The 19684-nt window shown below is 66.1% G+C and carries 16 protein-coding genes; 8 read left to right on the top strand and 8 right to left on the bottom strand.

Features of this window, described 5'->3' with window-relative positions; translation table 11 throughout:
• Window positions 1–83 precede the first annotated feature (83 nt).
• The 4 genes from CAG44_RS18830 to CAG44_RS18815 form a co-directional block, all read right to left on the bottom strand.
• Window positions 84–2336, bottom strand: coding sequence for an ATP-binding protein (locus CAG44_RS18830; RefSeq protein WP_085692759.1), 2253 nt, complete (start codon window positions 2334–2336; stop codon window positions 84–86).
• Window positions 2333–3109 carry an ABC transporter substrate-binding protein gene (locus tag CAG44_RS18825; RefSeq protein ID WP_085692758.1) on the bottom strand — a complete coding sequence of 259 codons (777 nt, stop codon included), beginning with the start codon at window positions 3107–3109 and terminating at the stop codon, window positions 2333–2335. Before CAG44_RS18825 ends, CAG44_RS18830 begins: the two co-directional genes overlap by 4 nt.
• On the bottom strand, window positions 3106–3822 hold the full coding sequence (locus tag CAG44_RS18820) for a response regulator (RefSeq protein ID WP_012271826.1): 717 nt from the start codon (window positions 3820–3822) through the stop codon (window positions 3106–3108). The genes CAG44_RS18825 and CAG44_RS18820 overlap by 4 nt, the downstream gene beginning before the upstream one ends.
• Window positions 3823–3896: 74 nt before the next feature.
• On the bottom strand, window positions 3897–4541 hold the full coding sequence (locus CAG44_RS18815) for a TetR family transcriptional regulator C-terminal domain-containing protein (protein ID WP_015270774.1): 645 nt from the start codon (window positions 4539–4541) through the stop codon (window positions 3897–3899).
• A 102-nt stretch (window positions 4542–4643) separates the two neighbouring features.
• On the opposite strand from CAG44_RS18815, the gene CAG44_RS18810 reads away from it, so the two are divergent.
• The gene (locus CAG44_RS18810) at window positions 4644–5390 is read left to right on the top strand and encodes an enoyl-CoA hydratase (RefSeq protein WP_085692757.1); all 747 of its coding nucleotides are present in this window, start codon (window positions 4644–4646) and stop codon (window positions 5388–5390) included.
• Between the two features lie 390 nt (window positions 5391–5780).
• Here the strand turns inward: CAG44_RS18810 and CAG44_RS18805 are convergent, their stop codons facing one another.
• Genes CAG44_RS18805 through CAG44_RS18795 form a run of 3 tightly spaced genes read right to left on the bottom strand, consistent with a single transcriptional unit; the run spans window position 5781 to window position 9953 of the window.
• Window positions 5781–6836, bottom strand: coding sequence for a lipocalin-like domain-containing protein (locus tag CAG44_RS18805; RefSeq protein ID WP_085692756.1), 1056 nt, complete (start codon window positions 6834–6836; stop codon window positions 5781–5783).
• Window positions 6826–9288: an ABC transporter permease gene (locus tag CAG44_RS18800; protein ID WP_085692755.1), complete on the bottom strand. Its 2463-nt coding sequence runs from the start codon at window positions 9286–9288 to the stop codon at window positions 6826–6828. Before CAG44_RS18800 ends, CAG44_RS18805 begins: the two co-directional genes overlap by 11 nt.
• A complete protein-coding gene (locus tag CAG44_RS18795; RefSeq protein WP_085692754.1) occupies window positions 9285–9953 on the bottom strand; it encodes an ABC transporter ATP-binding protein in 669 nt (222 codons plus the stop codon). The genes CAG44_RS18800 and CAG44_RS18795 overlap by 4 nt, the downstream gene beginning before the upstream one ends.
• Before the next feature lie 345 nt (window positions 9954–10298).
• On the opposite strand from CAG44_RS18795, the gene mrdA reads away from it, so the two are divergent.
• The 5 genes from mrdA (at window position 10299) to CAG44_RS29355 (ending at window position 16318) form a co-directional block, all read left to right on the top strand.
• A complete protein-coding gene (gene mrdA / locus CAG44_RS18790) occupies window positions 10299–12194 on the top strand; it encodes a penicillin-binding protein 2 (protein ID WP_085692753.1) in 1896 nt (631 codons plus the stop codon).
• Between the two features lie 398 nt (window positions 12195–12592).
• Window positions 12593–13153 (top strand): FMN reductase, encoded by a 561-nt coding sequence (gene msuE / locus CAG44_RS18785; protein WP_025338724.1) that lies wholly within the window; start codon window positions 12593–12595, stop codon window positions 13151–13153.
• A gap of 9 nt (window positions 13154–13162) precedes the next feature.
• A complete protein-coding gene (locus tag CAG44_RS18780; protein ID WP_085692752.1) occupies window positions 13163–14350 on the top strand; it encodes an acyl-CoA dehydrogenase family protein in 1188 nt (395 codons plus the stop codon).
• Window positions 14351–14359: 9 nt separating this feature from the next.
• Window positions 14360–15460, top strand: coding sequence for a sigma54-dependent transcriptional activator SfnR (sfnR, locus tag CAG44_RS18775; protein WP_025338722.1), 1101 nt, complete (start codon window positions 14360–14362; stop codon window positions 15458–15460).
• A 96-nt stretch (window positions 15461–15556) separates the two neighbouring features.
• A complete protein-coding gene (locus CAG44_RS29355; RefSeq protein ID WP_218191922.1) occupies window positions 15557–16318 on the top strand; it encodes a hypothetical protein in 762 nt (253 codons plus the stop codon).
• 93 nt (window positions 16319–16411) lie between these two features.
• Here CAG44_RS29355 and CAG44_RS18765 read toward each other — a convergent pair whose 3' ends face one another.
• Complete coding sequence (locus CAG44_RS18765) at window positions 16412–17038, bottom strand: glutathione S-transferase family protein (protein WP_025338720.1); 627 nt, start codon at window positions 17036–17038, stop codon at window positions 16412–16414.
• Window positions 17039–17211: 173 nt separating this feature from the next.
• On the opposite strand from CAG44_RS18765, the gene CAG44_RS18760 reads away from it, so the two are divergent.
• Entirely contained in the window at window positions 17212–18531 is a 1320-nt protein-coding gene (locus tag CAG44_RS18760) for an FAD-binding oxidoreductase (protein WP_085591061.1), read from the top strand.
• A gap of 12 nt (window positions 18532–18543) precedes the next feature.
• Window positions 18544–19326 carry an NAD(P)-binding domain-containing protein gene (locus CAG44_RS18755; RefSeq protein WP_085692751.1) on the top strand — a complete coding sequence of 261 codons (783 nt, stop codon included), beginning with the start codon at window positions 18544–18546 and terminating at the stop codon, window positions 19324–19326.
• Window positions 19327–19684: the final 358 nt, after the last annotated feature.

Raw genomic sequence — 19684 nt, 5'->3', positions numbered from 1 at the left:
TTGCCATGGATTATTGGAAACGGATGTAAGGTGCCGTTGTACGAACGGATCGAAGATGTAAAAAGTCGTAAGTTTTTTGTACGTCAGCTCTGGATCAACTGTTCCAGGGTGGCGCGGGCCTGGGCAAGCTCGGTGGCCAGCGGCGCGCCGAGCGCTTTCAATGCCTGTTCGTCATGCTGCCGGGCAGCGTCCTCAAGGCGTCGCAACAACGCAGCCAGGCCAGAAAAACCCAGGGAGTCGCAACTGCCGGCCAGGCGGTGGGCCAGGTGCAGCACTTCGGTAAAGTCCTGGGCCGGCAGCGCCTCGGCCAACGCGGTGGCGTGCTGCTCCAGCGACTGGCGCAGCACCTTCAACAGGCCTTGCAGCTTCTGTTCACCCAGCAGCGAGCGGTGGGTGTCCAGCAATGACCAGTCCATTGTCGCGTCGACGCCCGCCACTTCAGCGGGCGCCGCTTCGGCCAGCGCCCGGCGCAGGTTGTCCAGCCGCAGGGGCTTGGCCAGCACTCCCTGCATGCCGGCATCCAGGTACCCTGGCACTTGCCCCGGTTGCACGCCAGCCGTCAGTGCCAGGATCCGGCTGTGGCGGTTCGGCCCGGGCGTGGCACGCAGTTGCCGGCACAGTTCCACCCCGCTCATGCCGGGCAGGTGCACATCGAGCAGGATCAGGTCGAAGCGCCGCTGTGCGCAGGCCTGCAGGGCTTGCCCGGCGTCCTCGGCAAAGCTCACCCGGTGGCCATCGCGCAGCAGCAACCCACCGGCCACCTCGCGGTTCAATGCCACGTCCTCGACTACCAGGATATCCAGGCTGGCCAGGGGCGAAGGGGCTGGTGAGTTGGCCTGCACTGGCTGCCCGCGAGCCATGTCGAGTTCGAACCAGAAGCAACTGCCCTGCCCTTGCACGCTGTCCAGGCCAATGCAGCCCCCCAGTTTTTCCACCAGGTGCTTGCAGATCGCCAGGCCCAGGCCGGTGCCGCCGTAGCGCCGGGCCACCGCCTCGCTGGCCTGGACGAAGCGGTCGAAGACCCTGGCCTGCACAGCCGGCTCGATGCCGATGCCATTGTCGCTGACCGACACCCGCACGCGCTGCGAGCCCTGGTCACTGGCCAGTACCTGCACCGCAAGCCGCACCTGGCCGTGTTCGGTGAACTTGATGGCGTTGGCCAGCAGGTTGCTGAGCACCTGGCGCAGGTACTGTTCGGCACCGTGCTGGTACTCGGCCAATTGCTCGTCGATGTCCAGCTGCAGGGCGTCGCCATTGTCCCTGGCCATGGGTTCGAGCAGCGCCAGCACTTCCTGGCACAACTGGCGTAGCGAAAAACCGACCAGCTCGGCGCGGCTTTCGCCCTCCTCGAGCCGGGCGAAATACAGCACTTCGTTGAGAATCGCCAGCAGCCCCTCGCCAGCCTTGTACAAGGCCTCGACGCGCTGGCGGTCGGCCGCCTCCAGCCGGCCGCCGCGCAGCAGCTCGGCCATGCCGAGAATGCCGTTGAGCGGTGTGCGCAGCTCATGGCTCATGGTCGCCAGGAAGCGTGACTTGGCCAGGTTGGCGGCTTCGGCCTCGTCCTTGGCCCGGGCCAGGCTGGCCGTGCGCCGCTCGACCATGGCCTGCAGTTCGTCGCGCTTGTCCTGCAACGCCAGGCGGTCGCGCTCGCGGCGCTCGATGTCACTGAGGATGGCGCGGCGCATGTCATCGAGGGCATTGGCCACGGTGTCGATCTCGTCCGGGCGCGTCGACGGCCGGCGCCCCAGGCGCAAAGGTTCCTGCCACTGGCCGGCACCAATACGCCGGGCGAACTCGGCCATCACTTGCAGGTGGCGGGTGACCAGGCGGTAGAACAGCCCCGACAGCGCCACCGCCAGGCCACACAGGAACACGCCCATCCACAGCAGGCTGGCAAGGCCAGTGGCATACAGGCGCCTGTGCACCGCGCCCAGGTCGATGCTCACTTCCAGCTCGCCCAGGTGCCTGGCCGGCCCCGAGGGCGGCTGGTAATCGAGGGGGAAGCGTTCGATGCGCAGCGGCCCCTTGGGCTCGGCGGCGCCGCGCAGCAGCTGGAAATCGTCGCTGACCAGGCGCACCCGGGCGACATCGGAAAAGTCCACCAGGCCGCGCAGTTGTGCGTCCAGCTGTGCCTCGTCCAGGTCCCACAGGCTGCGCTCCAGGCTGGCCAGGTAACCGGCGCGGATCAACGCCATGCGCGCCTCGATATCGCGCATCTCGCGGCGGTATTCGAAGTACAGCTGCACCGAGCTGGCCAGCACGGTGAAGCACAGGCTGAACAGCAGGATGAACAGCAGCAGGCGGCGCAGCAAGCCATCGGTGCGCAGGCGGATCATCGGGCGTCCGCCGGCAGGTTGACCATGTCGCGGTAGGTCACTTCGCTCTGCTCCAGCCAGCGCTCGATCTCGCCGGCCTGGTTCATGCGCAGCAACTGCGCGTCGATTTCGTCCATATGCTGGCTCAAGGGCGATTGCCGTGATATCGCAACGCGCAGGTAGTCCACGCTCAGGGCCGTGGGCAATACGCGGATGTCCTGCGCCCCGGGCAGGTTTTCGATGAACAGCTGGCCGGTGCGCCGCTCCTGGATCAGGTAGTCGATGCGCCCACGGATCAGCTTGCCGAAGTTCTGCTGGCTGGACGACACCCGTTCGATGTTCTGGTGGCGGGCGACGAAGCGGTCGAAATCGGCGCCGTAGCTTTCGCCGTACAACAGGCCGCCGCGGTAGCTGGCCAGGTCCTCCAGGCGCTGGAACTGCACTGGCCGCAGGCGGTTGTAGAACACCGCCACTTCCTCACGCACCACCGGCACCGTGGAAAAGCGCATGCGTTGGTCACGCTGGTCGCTGTTGTAGGCCAGCACCACGTCCACCCGCCCGGCGGCGGCGTCCATCAGGCAGCGCTTCCAGTTGCCCAGCACCACGGTCTGCACTTCGTAGCCCATGCGCGCGAACAGCTCTCGCACCACGGTGGGGGCCAGGCCACGCACCTGGTGGCCGTCACTCCAGGAAATCGGCGGGTACACCGGGTAGTCGCAATAGCGCACCGGCTGCCTTGCACTGGCTTGCACGGCGAACAATGCCAAGGCCAGCACCCAGGCGCTGCGGGTCATGCCGCCACGCTGGCGGTGAACAGGTAGCCGGTGCCGTGGATGGTGATGATCAGCTGGGGCTCGGCCGGGTCGTCGTGCAGCTTGCGCCGCAGGCGGCCGACCAGCACGTCGATGGAGCGGTCGTTGGGCACCCACTCGCGGTTGCGGATCTGGTCCATCAACTGGTCGCGGCTGAGCGTGTGGCCGCTGTTGCGCAGGAACACGCTGAGCAACTGGAACTCGCCATGGGTCAGCAGGGTTTGCCCGCCACGGGCGTCGATCAGGCGCCGGCGGTCGGTGTCCAGCGCCCAGTCGGCGAACTGCTTCAGCGATTGCGCGCAGGCCGGCGCCGGGTGCACCTCGCGGGCATGGCGCACGCGACGGATCAGGTTCTTGGCGCGGGATACCAGTTCGCGGGGGTTGAGCGGCTTGATCACGTAGTCGTCGGCGCCGCATTCCAGGCCGACGATACGGTCGATGTCGTCGTTGCGGCCGGTGATGAGGATGATGCCGACCTCCGAACGTACCCGCAGCTCGCGGGTCAGGGTGAGGCCGTCCTTGCCGGGCAGGCGGATGTCCAGCAGCACCAGGTCGACATCCTGGCTGCCGAGCAGGGCTTCGGCCTTTTCCGCGGTGTCGGCGCAGTGCACGTCATAGCCTTCCTGGGACAGATAGGCCTGCAGCAAGTCACGAATAAGCGGATCGTCATCGACGATCAATACCCGAGGCGTCATTGCGTGTCGTCTCTTTTTTTATTGGTTTGTTCTACACACTCGCGACAGCAGCCTACTCGTTACTGAACAGGCGATCAACAGCCCTCCGGCAGGCTGAAGCGACGCCGGCCACCGGCCTGCAGGCCATCGACCCAGGCCTCGCAGATCAGCACGCCCTGCTCGGGGGTGAAGGTACCGGGGTTGAGCCCCGACTCCAGCCACAGGCCATCGAGCAAGGCGCTCAGGCTGATGGCCGCCAGGTCGGCATCGAAGCCCTGCCAGCCCTCCTCCCCGGCCAGCGTGGCCAGCAGCCCGCTCAGTTCATTGCGGTATTCGCCATAGGAATGGTCATGCACCTGGTTGATCGCATCGGCGGTCTTCACCGCGCCCCAGAACGCCAGCCAGGCGTCGAGCAATTGCGGGTCGAGCAGCTCGGCGCAGAACGAGGCGCGGAAGAACGCCGACAACCGCTCGCGGGCATTGGGCGCGGCCTGGGCCATGGCCTCGCGCAGCAGGCCCATCACCCGGCCGGTGACTGCCATGTAGGCTTCGGCCACCAGCTCATCCTTGCCGGCGTAGTGATGGCTGATCAACCCGACCGAGACCCCGGCCTCGGCCGAAATCTTGCGGATCGACGCGCCCTGGAAGCCATGGCGCTTGAGGCATACCAGGGTCGCCTCGACCAGGTTGGCTTTGCGCAATTCCGGCAGCATGCGGTGGTAGCGGGCTTCCTGGTTCATCGTCGGCTCTCGGGCTAGGGGCTGGACTGAACGACTGTACAACAAGCCGGACTGCGTGATAAACCCTTGGCACCGATGCCCACAACAACAAAAGCGGCTGCCATGAACGACCTGATCACACGTGACCTGGACCAGGGCCTGCTGACCCTGGCCTTCAACCGCCCCGACAAGCTCAACGCCTTGAACACCGCCATGTACCAACAGCTGAGCGACCTGCTGCTGGCGGCAGGTGAAGACCCTGATGTCGAAGCCATCATCATCACCGGTGGGCCGCAGTGCTTCAGCGCCGGCAATGACTTGCGCGACTTCCTCGACAACCCGCCAGTCGACCTGGACAGCCCGGTGTTCCGCCTGATGCGGGTGGTGATGGGCCTGGACAAACCGCTGATTGCCGCGGTCAGTGGTGCGGCGATCGGTATTGGTGCCACCTTGCTGTTGCATTGCGACCAGGTGCTGGTCAGCCGTACGACCAAGCTGCGCATCCCTTTCGCGCCGTTGGGCGTGTGCCCGGAGTTTGGTTCCAGCCTGCTGCTGCCGCGCTTGCTTGGCCATGCCCGGGCGGCTCGCCTGCTGCTGGCAAACGAGTTGTTTGATGGCGAACGGATGGTGGCCTGGGGGCTGGCCAATGAACTGCATGAAGACGGTGAACAGTGCCTGGCAGCTGCCCGACGCCTGGCGCGGCAGCTGCAAGGCTACCCGCAGGCGGCGCTGCGCATCAGCAAGCGGCTGCTCAAGGACGGCCAACGGGCCGAGCTTGAGGCGACAGTGGCGCGGGAAAGCCGGTTGTTCATCGAGTGCTTGCGCACAGAGGAAGCGCGAGCGGTGTTGCGAGGGTTGATCAAAGATTGAAAACCTGGGGCCGCGTTGCGGCCCATCGCCGGCAAGCCAGCTCCCACCTCGACTGCATCGGCCTCAAGCCTTGTGCAGTACCTGTGGGAGCAACTGCCTTGTTCAAATTCCAAAAGTTGGCGCGATTCCCTGGACTGCCCCCAGGATCTTCGCATCACCACAGCATTGCCTGGGCCGCTTTGCGGCCATTTCGCGACACAAGGCCGCTCCTACACGGGACCGCGTCATGCCCGATATATGAACAAGCCGGCCAGCAGACAGTGCCATGCACCGTGTTGGGCTCTTCGCGGGCACGCCCGCTCCCACAGGTAATATGACACGCTCTCGAGCATAGCTCCCTGTGCAACAGCGCAGTCCAAAGGGCTGGGCTCATGGCCGGGATATGAGGTGCTAGTAGCCTGTCATCTCCAGATACCCACGCCCACCCGCACTCCCGGTCAAGCGCACTGGCCCCTCCCAGTACGGGAACCGCGTCTCCATCCAGGCCTGCGACTCCACAGCCTCGACCTGCACATCCACGCCATGCCCCGGCACTTGCACCCGCCATCGCGTCGGCACCTGCTTGCCGTTCTTCTGCCGGGCCCAGGCCAGCGCCTGCAGCTGGATCTGCGCACCCTGCAGTGCCACCACCTCACCCTGCGGGCCGACCCAGGTCCCGGCGCGATACGCCTCCCCCTGCACTTCGCGCACCTGGAACAGCATCAGCCTGGCGCCACTGTCCAGGTGCAGGGAAAACCAGTCCCAACCCGTCTGCCCGGCAGCCAGCGGCTGGCTGCTCCATTCCCGGTCCAGCCAGGCCTGGCCGGTGACTGCAATGCACTGGCCGCCACGCTGCACTTCCCCACTCACCCGATAGAACGGCTGACTGTAATAGTACGAAGCCTGCCCCTTGCCGGACTTCTCGCTGTAGCCCTGGTCCCCGTGCAGCACCAAGGGCCGATCGCTGTGCAGTTGCAGGTCGTAGCGAAAGCCGTCACCACCGGCGACCATTTGCAGATGCTCGATGCCACTGTTGCCCTGCAACGACCAGTCATTGATCCACGCCCGGAACGGCTGGGCCTGCACGCCAGCCTGACCGATCCCCCCGCGCGCCAAGGTTTCGCCAGACCGATGCCCCCCGGGGCCGGTCAACGCCGCGTGCCCCATCCACAGGTTCGGGCTGTTCCAGCCGGCAGTCTCGGGGCCTGGGCGCAGGGCCGAGCGAAACAGCGTCCACTGCACACCCCAGTCCCGCCCCTGGAAGTCCTGGAGATTGGCGGTGACATACCACCATTCGATACGGAAGCCATCATGTGCCCCGTGGTCACGCGGAAATTCCAGGCGATGGCCGCGGCTTACCTGGCTGAATTCACCCGCCTGCTGCCCGAGCCCGGCATAGCTCTGCTCGGCGGGCTGGTCACAGCCGCCCAGCAACCCAAACAGCAACAGCCAGGCGCTACGCTTCATCGGCAAACGGCCTCAACAGTTCGCGCGGCTGGCGACGCGCCAGCTGCCACAGTGGCCAGGCGCTGGCCAACAGGCTGGTAAACATGCCCAGCACGGCCAGGTGCAGCAGTTGCGCAGGGAACACGTAGAGCGGCAAACGCCAGCCGAATGCCTGCACATTCACCACCGCGACCAGGCACCAAGCCAGCAGGATACCCAGCGGAATCGCCAGCAGCACGGTAAGGCTGCTCAGCAACAGTGTCTGCCCGAGGCTCAGCCACACCAGATGCGTGCGCCGCACGCCCAGTGCCCACAGCGGCGCCAGCTGGCCCAGGCGGGTCTGGCCCAGGGTCAGCAGGTTGATGAACAGCGCCACGCCTGCCACGCCAAGGGTGAGGCTGTTGAGCGCGGCGGTGGCGGCGAAGGTGCGGTTGAACACGTCGGTCGACCAGCGTTTGAGACGCGCCTGCTCGACCAAGCGGCTGTCGTCCAGGGCGAAGCGCTGTTGCAATGCAGCCTCGAGCGCCGACGCCTGATCGCCCACCAGATCGACACTCAACCCGGTCAGGGTTGCCTGTGGCCAATGCCCGCGCAGCCAGCCGGCATTGACCAGCATATGCCCTTTGGGGTTGCCGTAATCGGCATAGATGCCCACAACGCTCAGGGCTGGCGAAGTGTCTGCAGGCAGCCTCAGGCGATCGCCCAGCTGCAGCTTCAGTCGCCTGGCCAGCTGTTCACTGAGCATCACGGCCTGCCCGGCGGCCAGTTGTTGCCAGGCCTGCTTTTGCTGCGCCAGCAATGGCCAGCGTGTGCGATAGACAGGATGATCGACGATGCCCTGGACCTGCACCGGCCAGCCCTGCAGCTGTGTTTCCACACGCCAGCCGGGCAATACCACCTCCACCGAAGGTTGCTGCCCGAGCCACTCGGCTATCTGCAAGCCCTGGGCGGTGTCCCTTGGGGTGACATACAAGTCGGCGGACAGGCGCAGGTCAAGCCAGCCGACAAAGGTCTTGCGAAAGCCCTCGGTCATGCTGCCCACCCCGACACTGGCCGCCAGCGCCAGCAACAGTGCCATCAACGCCAGGCTCAGGGCCGGCAATTGCTGGCGGCTGTCGGCGACGAACCATTGCGACAAGGGCCGCCGGCAATGGCGCGCCAGCCAGGCCAGCACCCGGTCGAGCAAGGCCGGCAGCAGCAGCGCCGCCGCCAGCAGCAAGCCTGCCAGCAGGCCGAACGCGCTGGGCAGGCTGTCGCCCAGCACGCCACAGCCCAGGGCCAGCAAAAGCAACAGGCCGGCCACCAGGGCCTGACGCCGCAACCAAGGCCCCTGGGCCAACCGCCATGCCTGAGGTTGCGCCAGCGCCAGCAACGGTAACTGCGCCGCACGCAGTACACTGCCCAAACCCGCCAGCAGCGCCCCCAGCACGCTCACCAGCACGCCCATCAGCCACCACCCTGCGGGCAGGCTCAGCGCCCCGGCGACCTGGGCGCCATACAGGCCGCGCAAGCTGGCGGCCACATCGGGCAGCAACCACGCGGCCAGCCCGTAACCACTGGCCACGCCGGCCAGGCCGCCCAGCACCGCGAACAGCCCCAGCTCCAGCACCAAGGCGCACAGCAAGGTTTGCAGGCTGATGCCACAGGCGCGCAGGTTGCGAATCAGGCCGCGCCGCTGTTCCAGTGCCAAACCGATTGCGGCATGGGCAATGAACAGGCCGACGACAAACGCCAGCAGGCCAAGGGCTGTCAGGTTGAGGTGGAAACTGTCGGTCAGCCGCTGCAAGCCGCCATCGTCCTGTCGGGGTTGCAGCTCAAGGTAAGGCGCGATATCCGCCGGCAATGGCCCCGGCGTGGCAGCCACCAGCAAGCGCGACAACTGCCCGGGTGCATGCAGCAACGCCTGGGCGTGGCCGATATCGACCACGATCACCCCTGGGGCCAGCGCTGGCTGTAGAACCAACGGCGGCAGCAGCTGCCCTTCGCTGTCGCGTGCTGTGGCCCCGGGGCCGGCATGCAGCTGGCGCAAGGTGTCCGGCCCGACCCAGGCTTGCCCGGGCTTGCCGACAAAGGCCTGCAGATCGAACGTTCCGGGCTGCACACCGGCGATGCTGCTGGCCGGCGGCAGGCTCAACGGCTCAATGCCGATCAACCGCACGCTGCGCGCTGGCTCACCAGCAAAGCGCAAGCGCCCTTCCAGTACCGGCGTCACCGCCCAGCCCAGCCTGCGCAACTGCACGTACAGTGCCTGGTCGAAGCGCTCACCACGGCGCGGCACCAGTTGCGCCTGCAACGGCCCGGCCAGTACCGCGCTGGCCCGGGCATAGTCGCTGCGTGCCTGGCTGTTCAGCGCCTGCACGCCGGTCCACAGCGCCGTTGCCAGCCACAGGCCGGTGAAGATGCTGAAAAACTGCACGCGATGGCGCCGCCAGTGGCTGAGCAGCGCCAGCAGGGCCAGCGATAAAAGCCTCATCCGCCCTGCTCGGGCCGCACGCGGCCGGCCTGCAGGTAACAACGCTGCTGCAAGCGCGCCGCCAGCCGCGGGCTGTGGGTCACCATCAGCACCCCACTGCCAGCCTCGGCGACCAGCTGCAACAGCAGGCTCAACACCTCATCGCTGCTGGTTTCATCGAGGCTGCCGGTGGGTTCGTCGGCCAGCAACCAGGCCGGGCGCCCGGCCAGGGCGCGGCCGATGGCAACCCGCTGTTGCTGGCCGCCAGACAACTGCTCCGGGTAACGCTCCAGCAAATCCGCCAGCCCCAGGCGCTGCGCCAGATAGGCCAGCCAATCGGGATCATGCCGACCGGCCAGTCGGGCCTGGAACGCAAGATTGGCCCCCACGTCCAGGCTGCTGATCAGGTTGTACTGCTGGAACACCAGGCCGATGCCCTCTCGCCGCCACAACGCCAGCGACGCCTCGGAACGGCTGTCGAGCGGAGTGTCGTCGATCAGGATGCGGCCACTGTCGGCACGGTCCAGGCCGGCCACCAGGTGCAGCAAGGTACTCTTGCCGCTGCCCGACTCGCCCATCAGCGCCAGGCTGCTGCCGCGCGCCAGGCGCAGGTCGACACCCTGCAGCACAGGGAGCGGGCCCTGGGGGGTGGGGAATGATTTGTGCAGTTGCTCGATGACCAGCATCGACGGGCCTTGGTGGGTTCAGGGGTCTTCTTAGGAATAGCAGGTTCATCGCGTCGTGGGTGTGCTCCTGGACTAGACGTGCATCGTGCCATCGGCAAATTCCATCACCGTACCGTCGCCATGAACAAATCTTCATTTTGTCGGCAAGCCCCTGATTGCGGACATGACAGCCATCTTCGCGCCTGCAGCCGCAGGCCTTCACCTTGAGGGGGCTCACTACCTTGCGTAGCATCACCGCCCCCCGGGGCCGCTGCGCGGCCCATTCGCGGGCACGCCCGCTCCCACAGGCGCGTGTCCACAGCGCTCACACCTCACCCAGCCACACCATCAGCAGACAGAACCCCGATGCCGCAACCCATACCCCTCAAGGACCACGAAAAGGAAAAGCACCTGGTCAACCGCCGGCTTCTGGCCTGCGCCGCCCTGGTCTTCAGCCTGGTCGCCGTCCTGGTGGGCCGGCTCTATGTGCTGCAGGTGCTGCAGCACGACCAGCAGACCGCCGTATCGGAAAACAACCGCGTGCACGTGCTGCCCATCGCCCCCGAGCGCGGGCTGATCTATGACCGCAACGGCGTGGTGCTGGCCGACAACAAGCCCAGTTTCGACCTGACCATGACCCGCGAGCGGGCCGGCGGCGACACGGCCAAGGTGCTCGATACCCTGGCCCAGGTGCTGAGCCTGACCGAGGACGACCGCAAGCAGTTCGACAAGGACCTGCGCCGTGGCCGCAAGCCGTTCGAGCCGGTGACCCTGATGGTCGGCCTGAGCGAGGAGCAGATCGCCCTGGTGGCGGTGAACCAGTTCCGCCTGCCAGGCCTGGAGGTGGAACCACAGTTCATCCGCGAGTACCCGCTGGCAGAGCATTTCGCCCACTCGGTGGGCTATGTGGGGCGCATCAACGAGAAAGAGGCCAAGACCCTCGACAGCACCGAATACCGGGGCACCCAGTCGATCGGCAAGACCGGCATCGAGCACTTCTACGAAAGCCAGCTGCACGGTCATGTGGGCTACGAGGAGGTCGAGACCAACGCCCAGGGCCGGGTGATGCGTGTGCTCAACCACAAGGCCCCGACCCCGGGCCAGGACATCGTCCTGACCCTGGACGCCCACCTGCAACTGGCCGCGGAAAAGGCCCTGGGCGACCGCCGTGGCTCGGTGGTGGTGCTCGACCCGGCCAATGGCGACGTGCTGGCGATGGTCAGCAACCCCAGCTTCGACCCCAACCTGTTCGTCAAGGGCATCAGCTTCAAACAGTACGCCGCCCTGCGCGATTCCATCGACCGCCCGCTGTTCAACCGCGTACTGCGCGGCCTGTATGCGCCCGGTTCGACGGTGAAGCCGGAGGTGGCCATCGCCGGCCTCGACAGCGGCGTGATCACCCCGGGCAGCCGGGTGTTCGACCCGGGCTACTACGAGCTGCCCAACTACGACCACAAGTACCGCAACTGGAACCGCAGCGGCGATGGCTGGGTGGATATGTACACCGCCATCATGCGTTCCAACGACACCTACTTCTATGACCTGGCGCACAAGCTGGGCATCGACCGCCTGCACGACTACATGGCCGAGTTCGGCCTGGGCCAGAAGGTCTCGCTGGACATGTTCGAGGAGGCGTCCGGGCTGATGCCGTCGGCCGAGTGGAAGCGCGCCACCCGGCGCCAGGCCTGGTTCCCGGGCGAGACGCTGATCCTGGGCATCGGCCAGGGCTACATGCAGGTCACCCCGCTGCAGCTGGCCCAGGCCACCAGCCTGCTGGCGAGCAAGGGCGTGTGGCACCGCCCGCACCTGGCCATGACCGTGGGTGGCGATGCGCCGGTGGACCCCAACCCGATGCCCAATATCGTGCTGCACGACAGGCACGCCTGGGACCAGGTCAGCCAGGGCATGCAGATGGTCATGCACGACCCGCGCGGCATCGCCCGCGCAGCCGCGGCCGGTGCGCAATACCGGATTGCCGGCAAGAGCGGCACCGCGCAGGTGGTGGCGATCAGGCAGGGCGAACGCTACAACCGCGACAAGACCCTGGAGCGGCACCGCGACAATGCCCTGTTCGTCGGCTTTGCCCCGGCTGATCACCCGAGTGTGGTGGTGGCGGTGATGATCGAGAACGGTGAAGCCGGTGGGCGGGTAGCAGGGCCGGTGGTGCGGGAGGTGATGGATGCCTATCTGCTGGATGAGCAGGGGCATCTGAAGCCGGAGTATGCGGGTGGGGTAGTGCCTCGCAGCGTGCCGCACACTTGAGGCTTCTGGGGCCGCTTCGCAGCCCTTTCGCGACGCAAGGCCGCTCCCACAAGTTCAGTGTTGTGTCACAGGCAGCGCAAATCCTGTGGGAGCGGCCTTGTGTCGCGATGGGGCGCGAAGCGGCCCCAGCACATCGAAATCAAAATAGGGAATAAGAATATAAAATCTTATTCCTTTTTTATCATTCCGTAATCCTCTATAAATCCCCCAACTGCACAGCCGCCAACACCCGGCCAACTGTCTGCAGCGCAACACACGATCAACAGGCAACGCCCACACGGCAACAACGCCGCAACCATCAGAAATGCGCTAACCAGTTGAAATAAAAGAATATTCAAACTCGGCACGACGATTGCTCAAGCAAAGTCCCCCGCTCAACCAGAACCGGAGACCTGCCCATGAGCACCCCACTGAACGTCGTAGCCCTGTCCGGCGGCACTGCCCGCCCTTCGCGCACCCTGGCCCTGACCGAGGCGATCCTCGCCGAACTGGCCCAGCACCTGCACATCAAGCCGCACCTGATCGAACTGGGCGAGATCGCCCGCCCGCTGGGCAGCGCCCTGTGGCGCAGCGAACTGCCCGAGGCCGTTGAACAGCAACTGCGCCTGGTGGAAAAAGCCGACCTGCTGGTGGTGACCACGCCGGTGTACCGCGGCAGCTTCACCGGCCACTTCAAGCACCTGTTCGACCTGATCGGCCAGGACGCCCTGGTCGACACCCCGGTGCTGCTCGCAGCCACCGGCGGCAGCGAACGCCACGCGCTGGTGCTCGACCACCAGTTGCGCCCACTGTTCAGCTTCCTGCAAGCCCTGACCCTGCCCATCGGCGTGTTCGCCAGCCAGGCGGAAATGGCCGACTACCGGGTGTCCAGCGCAGCCCTTGCCGCCCGTATCCGCCTGGCCGCCGAGCGCGCCGTGCCGCTGTTCGGCGCCCATCATGCGCTGCGCAAGAGCGCCTGAGGAGCGGCCATGAATGCACCTGTGAACACCCCCCGGCGCCCTGCCCTGGCCATCGCCCGCGAACTGGCCGGGCAGTTTGCCCAGACCGCCGTCGAGCGCGACGAGCGCGGCGGCACGCCAAAAGCCGAGCGCGACGCCCTGCGTGACAGCGGCCTGCTGTCGCTGGTGATCCCGCAGGCCTTCGGCGGCCAGGGCGCCAACTGGCACGACACCTTCGCGGTGGTGCGCGAGTTCGCCCGGGTCGACAGCTCCATCGCCCACGTGTTCGGCTTCCATCACCTGATGCTGGCCACCGTGCGCCTGTTCTCGCGCCCGGACCAATGGCAACCGTGGTTCGAGCAGACCGCCCGCAAGCAGTGGTTCTGGGGCAATACCCTGAACCCGCTGGACACCCGCACCGTGGTCAAGCACTTTGATGGCTGGTGCGAGTTTTCCGGCAAGAAAAGCTTCTGCTCTGGCGCCAGCGATTCGGAAATGCTCATCGCCTCGGCGGTGGACGAACGTGCCGGCGGCAAGCTGCTGATCGCCGCCATCCCCAGTGGCCGCACCGGCATCAGCCTGCACAGTGACTGGAACAACATCGGCCAGCGCCAGACCGACAGCGGCAGCGCCACCTTCGAGCGGGTACGGGTGGAGCACAACGAACTGCTGCTCGACCCAGGCCCCCTGAGCACGCCGTTCGCCGCCCTGCGCCCGCTGATTGCCCAGCTGCACTTCGCCAACCTGTTCCTCGGCATCGCCGAGGGGGCGTTCGAGGAGGCCCGCCAGTACACGCTCAAGGAAAGCCGGCCGTGGTTCCGCTCCAGCGCCGCCAGCAGCGCCGAAGACCCATACGTGTTGCGCCATTACGGCGAGTTCTGGGTCGGCCTGGAGAGCGTGCGCCTGCTGATCGAACGGGCCGCACGCCAGCTCGATGCCGCCTGGGCCAGGGAGCACGCCCTCACGGCGCAAGAGCGCGGCGACCTGGCCCTGGCCATCGGCACCGCCAAGGTTGCCGCCAGCCGCCATGGCCTGGACATCTGCAACCGCCTGTTCGAGGTCACCGGCGCCCGCGCCACCCATGCTTCGCTGCGCTTCGACCGGCACTGGCGCAACCTGCGCACGCAAACCCTGCACGACCCGGTGGACTACCGCATCCACGAACTCGGCGAGTGGGCCCTCAACGACAAGCGCCCTGCCCCATCCTTCTATTCCTGAGGATTGCCCATGCAACTGCTGACCCTCCCCCCGTCCCCGACACTGGCCACCTCGATCCGGGCCACCGCACAGGTTTTCGAAGACCCCAGGTCGCAGGCGCTGCTCGCCCACCTGCAACAGGTCGCCCCCAGTGAGGCCAGCGTGCTGATCATCGGCGAAACCGGCACGGGCAAGGAGCTGGTCGCACGCCACATCCACAACCTCAGCGGCCGGCGCAACGGCCCGTTCGTCGCGGTCAACTGCGGTGCCTTTTCCGAATCGCTGGTCGAGGCGGAGCTGTTCGGCCATGAAAAAGGCGCCTTCACCGGAGCCCTGGCGGCCAAGGCCGGCTGGTTCGAGGAAGCCAACGGCGGCACGCTGTTCCTCGACGAAATCGGCGACCTGCCGCTGCCGATCCAGGTCAAGCTGCTGCGCGTGCTGCAGGAGCGCGAAGTGGTGCGGCTGGGGTCGCGCAAGAGCATCCCGATCAATGTGCGGGTACTGGCGGCGACCAACGTGCAGCTGGAAAAGGCCATTAACGCCGGGCATTTTCGCGAAGACCTGTACTACCGGCTGAACGTGGTGACCTTGCAGTTGCACCCGTTGCGCGACCGCCCGGGTGACATCCTGCCACTGGCCCGGCACTTCATCCGCAGCTACAGCGACCGGCTGGGCTACGGGCCGGTGGAGTTGAGCGCCAAGGCCCAGGCCAAGCTGGTGGAATACAGTTGGCCGGGCAACATCCGCGAGCTGGAGAACGTGATTCACCACAGCTTGCTGACCTGCGGCGACGGTACGGTGCAGGCGCAAGACCTGCGCTTGTCCAACCTGCGTATCGAACGGCAGGAGGAAGAGCCTGCGGGCAATGGTGTTGAGGATCTGCTGCAGCGCGCGTTCAGCCGCTTGTTCGAAGAGCAGTCGGGTGACCTGTACGAGAAGGTGGAAAATGCTCTGCTGCGGTCGGCGTATCGGTTCTGCCATTACAACCAGGTGCATACCGCGCAGTTGCTGGGATTGTCGCGCAACATCACCCGCACCCGGCTGATTGCGATCGGCGAGTTGGTGGTGAACAAGCGGCGGGGGCAGGAGCAGCAGGTGCTGGATAACCGGGTGGTGCGGTTGTCGATCTGAATGGTGTATGGCCTGTTCGGGCCTCTTCGCGGGCACGCCCGCTCCCACAGGTGCTGCGCCAACCTTGAAAGCGGCGCGATACCTGTGGGAGCGGGCGTGCCCGCGAAGAGGCCGGCACAGGCACCCAAACTGCTAGTTCTGGTCGCCTCCGCGATCATCCCCAACATCATGGTCAGCCCCATCATCAGCGCCATGCCCTACACCGTGGGGCTCGCCCACGTCGTGATTCGCTTCGTGATTCGCCTCATGGTTGGCTTCGTGGTTGGCTTCATGATTTGCTTCGTGGTTGGCCTCGTGGTCGGCGCCATCATCAGCACCATTGCGCCCGCGGCCATCATGGCCTGGGCCGCCATGCCCACCACCATCGCCACTATGCCCGCTGCCACTGCCGCCGTGGCCACCACCCGAGCCACCGCCGCCGCTACCACCACCTCCACCGCCATGACCACCGCCGCCGCCACTACCACCACCGCCGCCACCATGGCCACCGCCGCCACCACTACCACCACCTCCGCCGCCATGGCCACCACCACCGCCGCTGCCTCCGCCACCACCACCGTGACCGCCACCGCCACCACCGCCACCATCCTTCGCATACGCGCTGGAGGTACCGCCAATGGAGTCAGGCACCAACACGGCCGAAGCCGACAACACTGCACCGATAGCCAAAGCCAACAAGCATTTCCTGAGCATGATGAGCCTCCGCTTGGAGTAGCACCGGGTTGCACGACGCACCCTGTGATTTCCGGCCCCCCTTGGGGCAACCTGCAAACCAGCGCGGCCTTCCATCTGCAGCGGTTGAACGAGATCCTTCAGGGCCTGCCGGCCAAATATTTCAGGATGTTTCTTGATTTTTGAGCGTAGCCACGCCGCTGCGCTTGTCACCGACCGGTCATCAGAATGGCTGGTTCGCCAAAGGCCGCTGCACCGTGGCCTGGCGAGCCGGGTTGCTCAGGAGGCCGCGCGGGGCATCAGATCATACGGGTGCTTCCACCCTGGCAACGCCTGGATTCGCGCCTTCCATGCCTCGATGTGGGTGAACTGTGCCAACGCAATGCCAGTGTCCTCCGGCATGAACACATACCCGGCCAACGACAGGTCAGCGATCGTCAGCCGGCCACCGACCATGAATGGCGTCTTCGCCAAGTGCGCGTCGACAATACGGTAGGCTGCCACGGCACGTTCACGCAGGAACCGGGTCACGTCCGTTTCGCCGGTTTTCTTCAGGCAGAAAAGAAAGCGCAGCGCCGCGTAGTAACTGGTGAACTTGTGGTTGTCGAACAGCATCCAGCGCCAGATCTCGCGCTTTTCGTCTTCGTCGCGGGGGCCGAACTGCCCGGTTTTCTCCGCAAGGTAGTCAAGGATCAGCGCAGACTGGGTGAAGGATTTGCCGGCGTGCTCCAGCACCGGCACCTCGCCCTGCTCGTTCACTTCGTCGCGCCAGGCTTGTTCACGAGTCTGGCCATTGAAGAAATCGACGAACACCGGCTGCCAGTCCTGGCCTGTGAGCTCAAGCATCAGGGCGGCCTTGTAGGCGTTACCGGATTCGGCGAAACAATGCAGCTTGTAGTCGGGCATGGGTGAGATCCTTCAGTATCCATTGAATGATTGGGCCATCGGGCCGAGCAGATCACGCCTGGCCCGACAGGGTCAATGCCGGCAGCCAGAACATCTTATTCCCCGTCCCTCCCGTCATAGTCCCCACCCGGACGCCAATGCCATAGTGGAGAAAACAACACGGATAAAATCCCATGTACAGAAACACCTCTACCCCCGCGGACGACAACGGTTGCGGCTGGTTCCACCTCAGCCCCGGGCGCCAGCCACGCGCCGCGCACCGGGGGCGGAGCGAGGCGCGTTGGGTGGTGCTCGGGGCAGGCTTCACCGGCCTTGCCGCCGCGCGGCAACTGGCGCTGCATCACCCTGACGACGAGGTGATCCTGGTCGAAGCCCAGGAGGTTGGCTTCGGCGCCTCGGGGCGCAACTCCGGCTTCGCCATCGACCTGCCCCACGACATCGGTGCCGCCGACTACATCGGCGACCTGCCCACCGCGCGGATGAACCTCAAGCTCAACCTGCGCGCGCAGGCGATCCTGCGCGGGCTGATCAACCAGCACGGCATCGACTGCCAGATCCGCCCGGACGGCAAGTACCAGGCGGCGGTCGAGGACAAAGGCCTGGCCGTGCTCGAGGCGTACCGCAGCGGCCTGGAAAAACTCGGCCAGCCCTACCAGATGATCGACGCCCGCGACCTGCCCGAGCACTTCGGCACCGCGTTCTACCGCAAGGCACTGTACACCCCGGGCACCCAGCTGCTGCAACCGGCCGCCCTGGCCAAAGGCCTGGCCGACAGCCTGCCGGGTAACGTGACCCTGCACGAGCGCACCACCATCACCCACATCGAGCAGGGCCGGCGCATCACCCTCAAGCATGCCAACGGCGAGATCGTCGCCGACCAGCTGCTGCTGACCAACAACGCCTTCGCCTCGCACTTTGGCTTCCTGCCCGGCCGCCTGCTGCCGATCTTCACCTACGCCAGCATGACCCGCCCGCTGACCGAGGAAGAACAGGCGCGCCTGGGCGGCAAGGCCAGCTGGGGCATCATCCCCGCCGACCCGTTCGGCAGCACCCTGCGTCGTACCCCGGACCAGCGCCTGCTGGTACGCAACAGCTTCAGCTTCAACGCCGACGGCCGTGCCAACCCGCGCCACATTGCCCGCGCCGGGCGCCAGCATCGCGAGTCGTTCGAGCGGCGCTTCCCGATGTTGTCGGGCATGCCATTCGAATACACCTGGGGCGGCTCGATGTGCCTGTCGCGCAACCACCTTTCGCACTTTGGCACCCTTGCCCCCAACGTGCATGCGGCGCTGTGCTGCAACGGCCTGGGCATTACCCGTGGCACCGCCACCGGCACCCTGCTGGCCGACTGGCTGAGCGGCGAGCACGACGAACTGATCGACTTTCTGCTCGGCTCGGCAGGCCCCAACCGCAACCCGCCGGAGCCGCTGCTGAGCGTGGGCGTCAACCTCAACCTGCACTGGGGCCAGCGCCGCGCCGGCCTGGAAAGCTGACAAGGAGGCACTATGCATAGGCTGGGCATTCTCGGGGTCGGCGAGCTGACCGAAAAAGTGGTCATCGGCCTGCGCCGCAGCGGCTTCGACGGGCCCATCCTGCTGTCACCGCGCAATGCGCAACGGGCAACCCTGCTGGCCCGGGAGCACGCTTGCGAGGTACTGACGAGCAACCAGGCGGTGGTCGACCAGGCCGAGCTGGTGATCCTTGGCGTGCGCCCGCATTCGCTGGGCGAACTGGCAGGCGAAGTACGCCTGCGCCCCGGCAAGCGCCTGGTGTCACTGGCTGCCGGGGTGAGCCTTGGGCAACTGGCAAGCGCCTTCCCCGGCGCCCTCTGTGTGCGTGCGATGTTGTCGTATGCCGCGCAGTACAACCAGTCCACGGTGGTGGTCTGCCCGCCGGATGCGCTGACCACGCAATACCTCGGGCCACTGGGCAAGCTGGTAGTCCTGCGGGGTGAGCCCGAGTTCGAACTGGCCACCGTGGCAGCCTGCATGAATGGCTGGTTCTACTTCCTGCTGCACGACCTGCAACAGTGGCTGATGGACAAAGGCCTGCCGGCGGCCGAGGCACGCGCACTGGTGCTGGGCAACCTGCAGGACTGCGTGGCCAGTGCCGGGCAGCAGCCAGGATACACGCTCAAGGCCCTTGGGCAGGCCATTGCCACCCCCGGGACCTTTACCGCCGACGGGTTGGAGGTGCTGATGCATCAGCCGGTGAGCGCCACCTGGGGCGCGGCGTGCGAGGTGGTGCTGGATGGGTTGTTGACCCGGTCGCGGTTGGCTGACCGATAGGTTTTTCCTGCACCGACCCTATCGCCGGCAAGCCAGCTCCCACAAGGGCTCCACAGGGCTCAAGCCATGCGCTGTACCTGTGGCAGCAACTGTCTTGCTCAAATTCCAACAGGTCAGCGACAACCTCGAGAGCAATGCTGTACCTGTGGGAGCTGGCTTGCCGGCGATAGGGCCATCAGCCTCACCGCAAATCTGCAGCTGTCCGACAGCAGCATCCCACGACCCGTCCCAGCCGTTATATGGCCCGCCATCAGGCCAGTGCGATAGTGCTGCGCAGTCCCTGCATGAACCAAAGGAACCCATACGTGAGCCAAGTCCTGACCGTAGTCCGCAACGCCCCCGCCTCCCCCCTGGGCAC

The sequence above is a fragment of the Pseudomonas sp. B13(2017) genome, assembly GCF_002113245.1.
GTDB lineage: Bacteria > Pseudomonadota > Gammaproteobacteria > Pseudomonadales > Pseudomonadaceae > Aquipseudomonas > Aquipseudomonas putida_Z.
The sequence above is the reverse complement of the archived record's forward strand: the minus strand, read 5'-3'. Positions and strand labels throughout refer to the sequence as shown.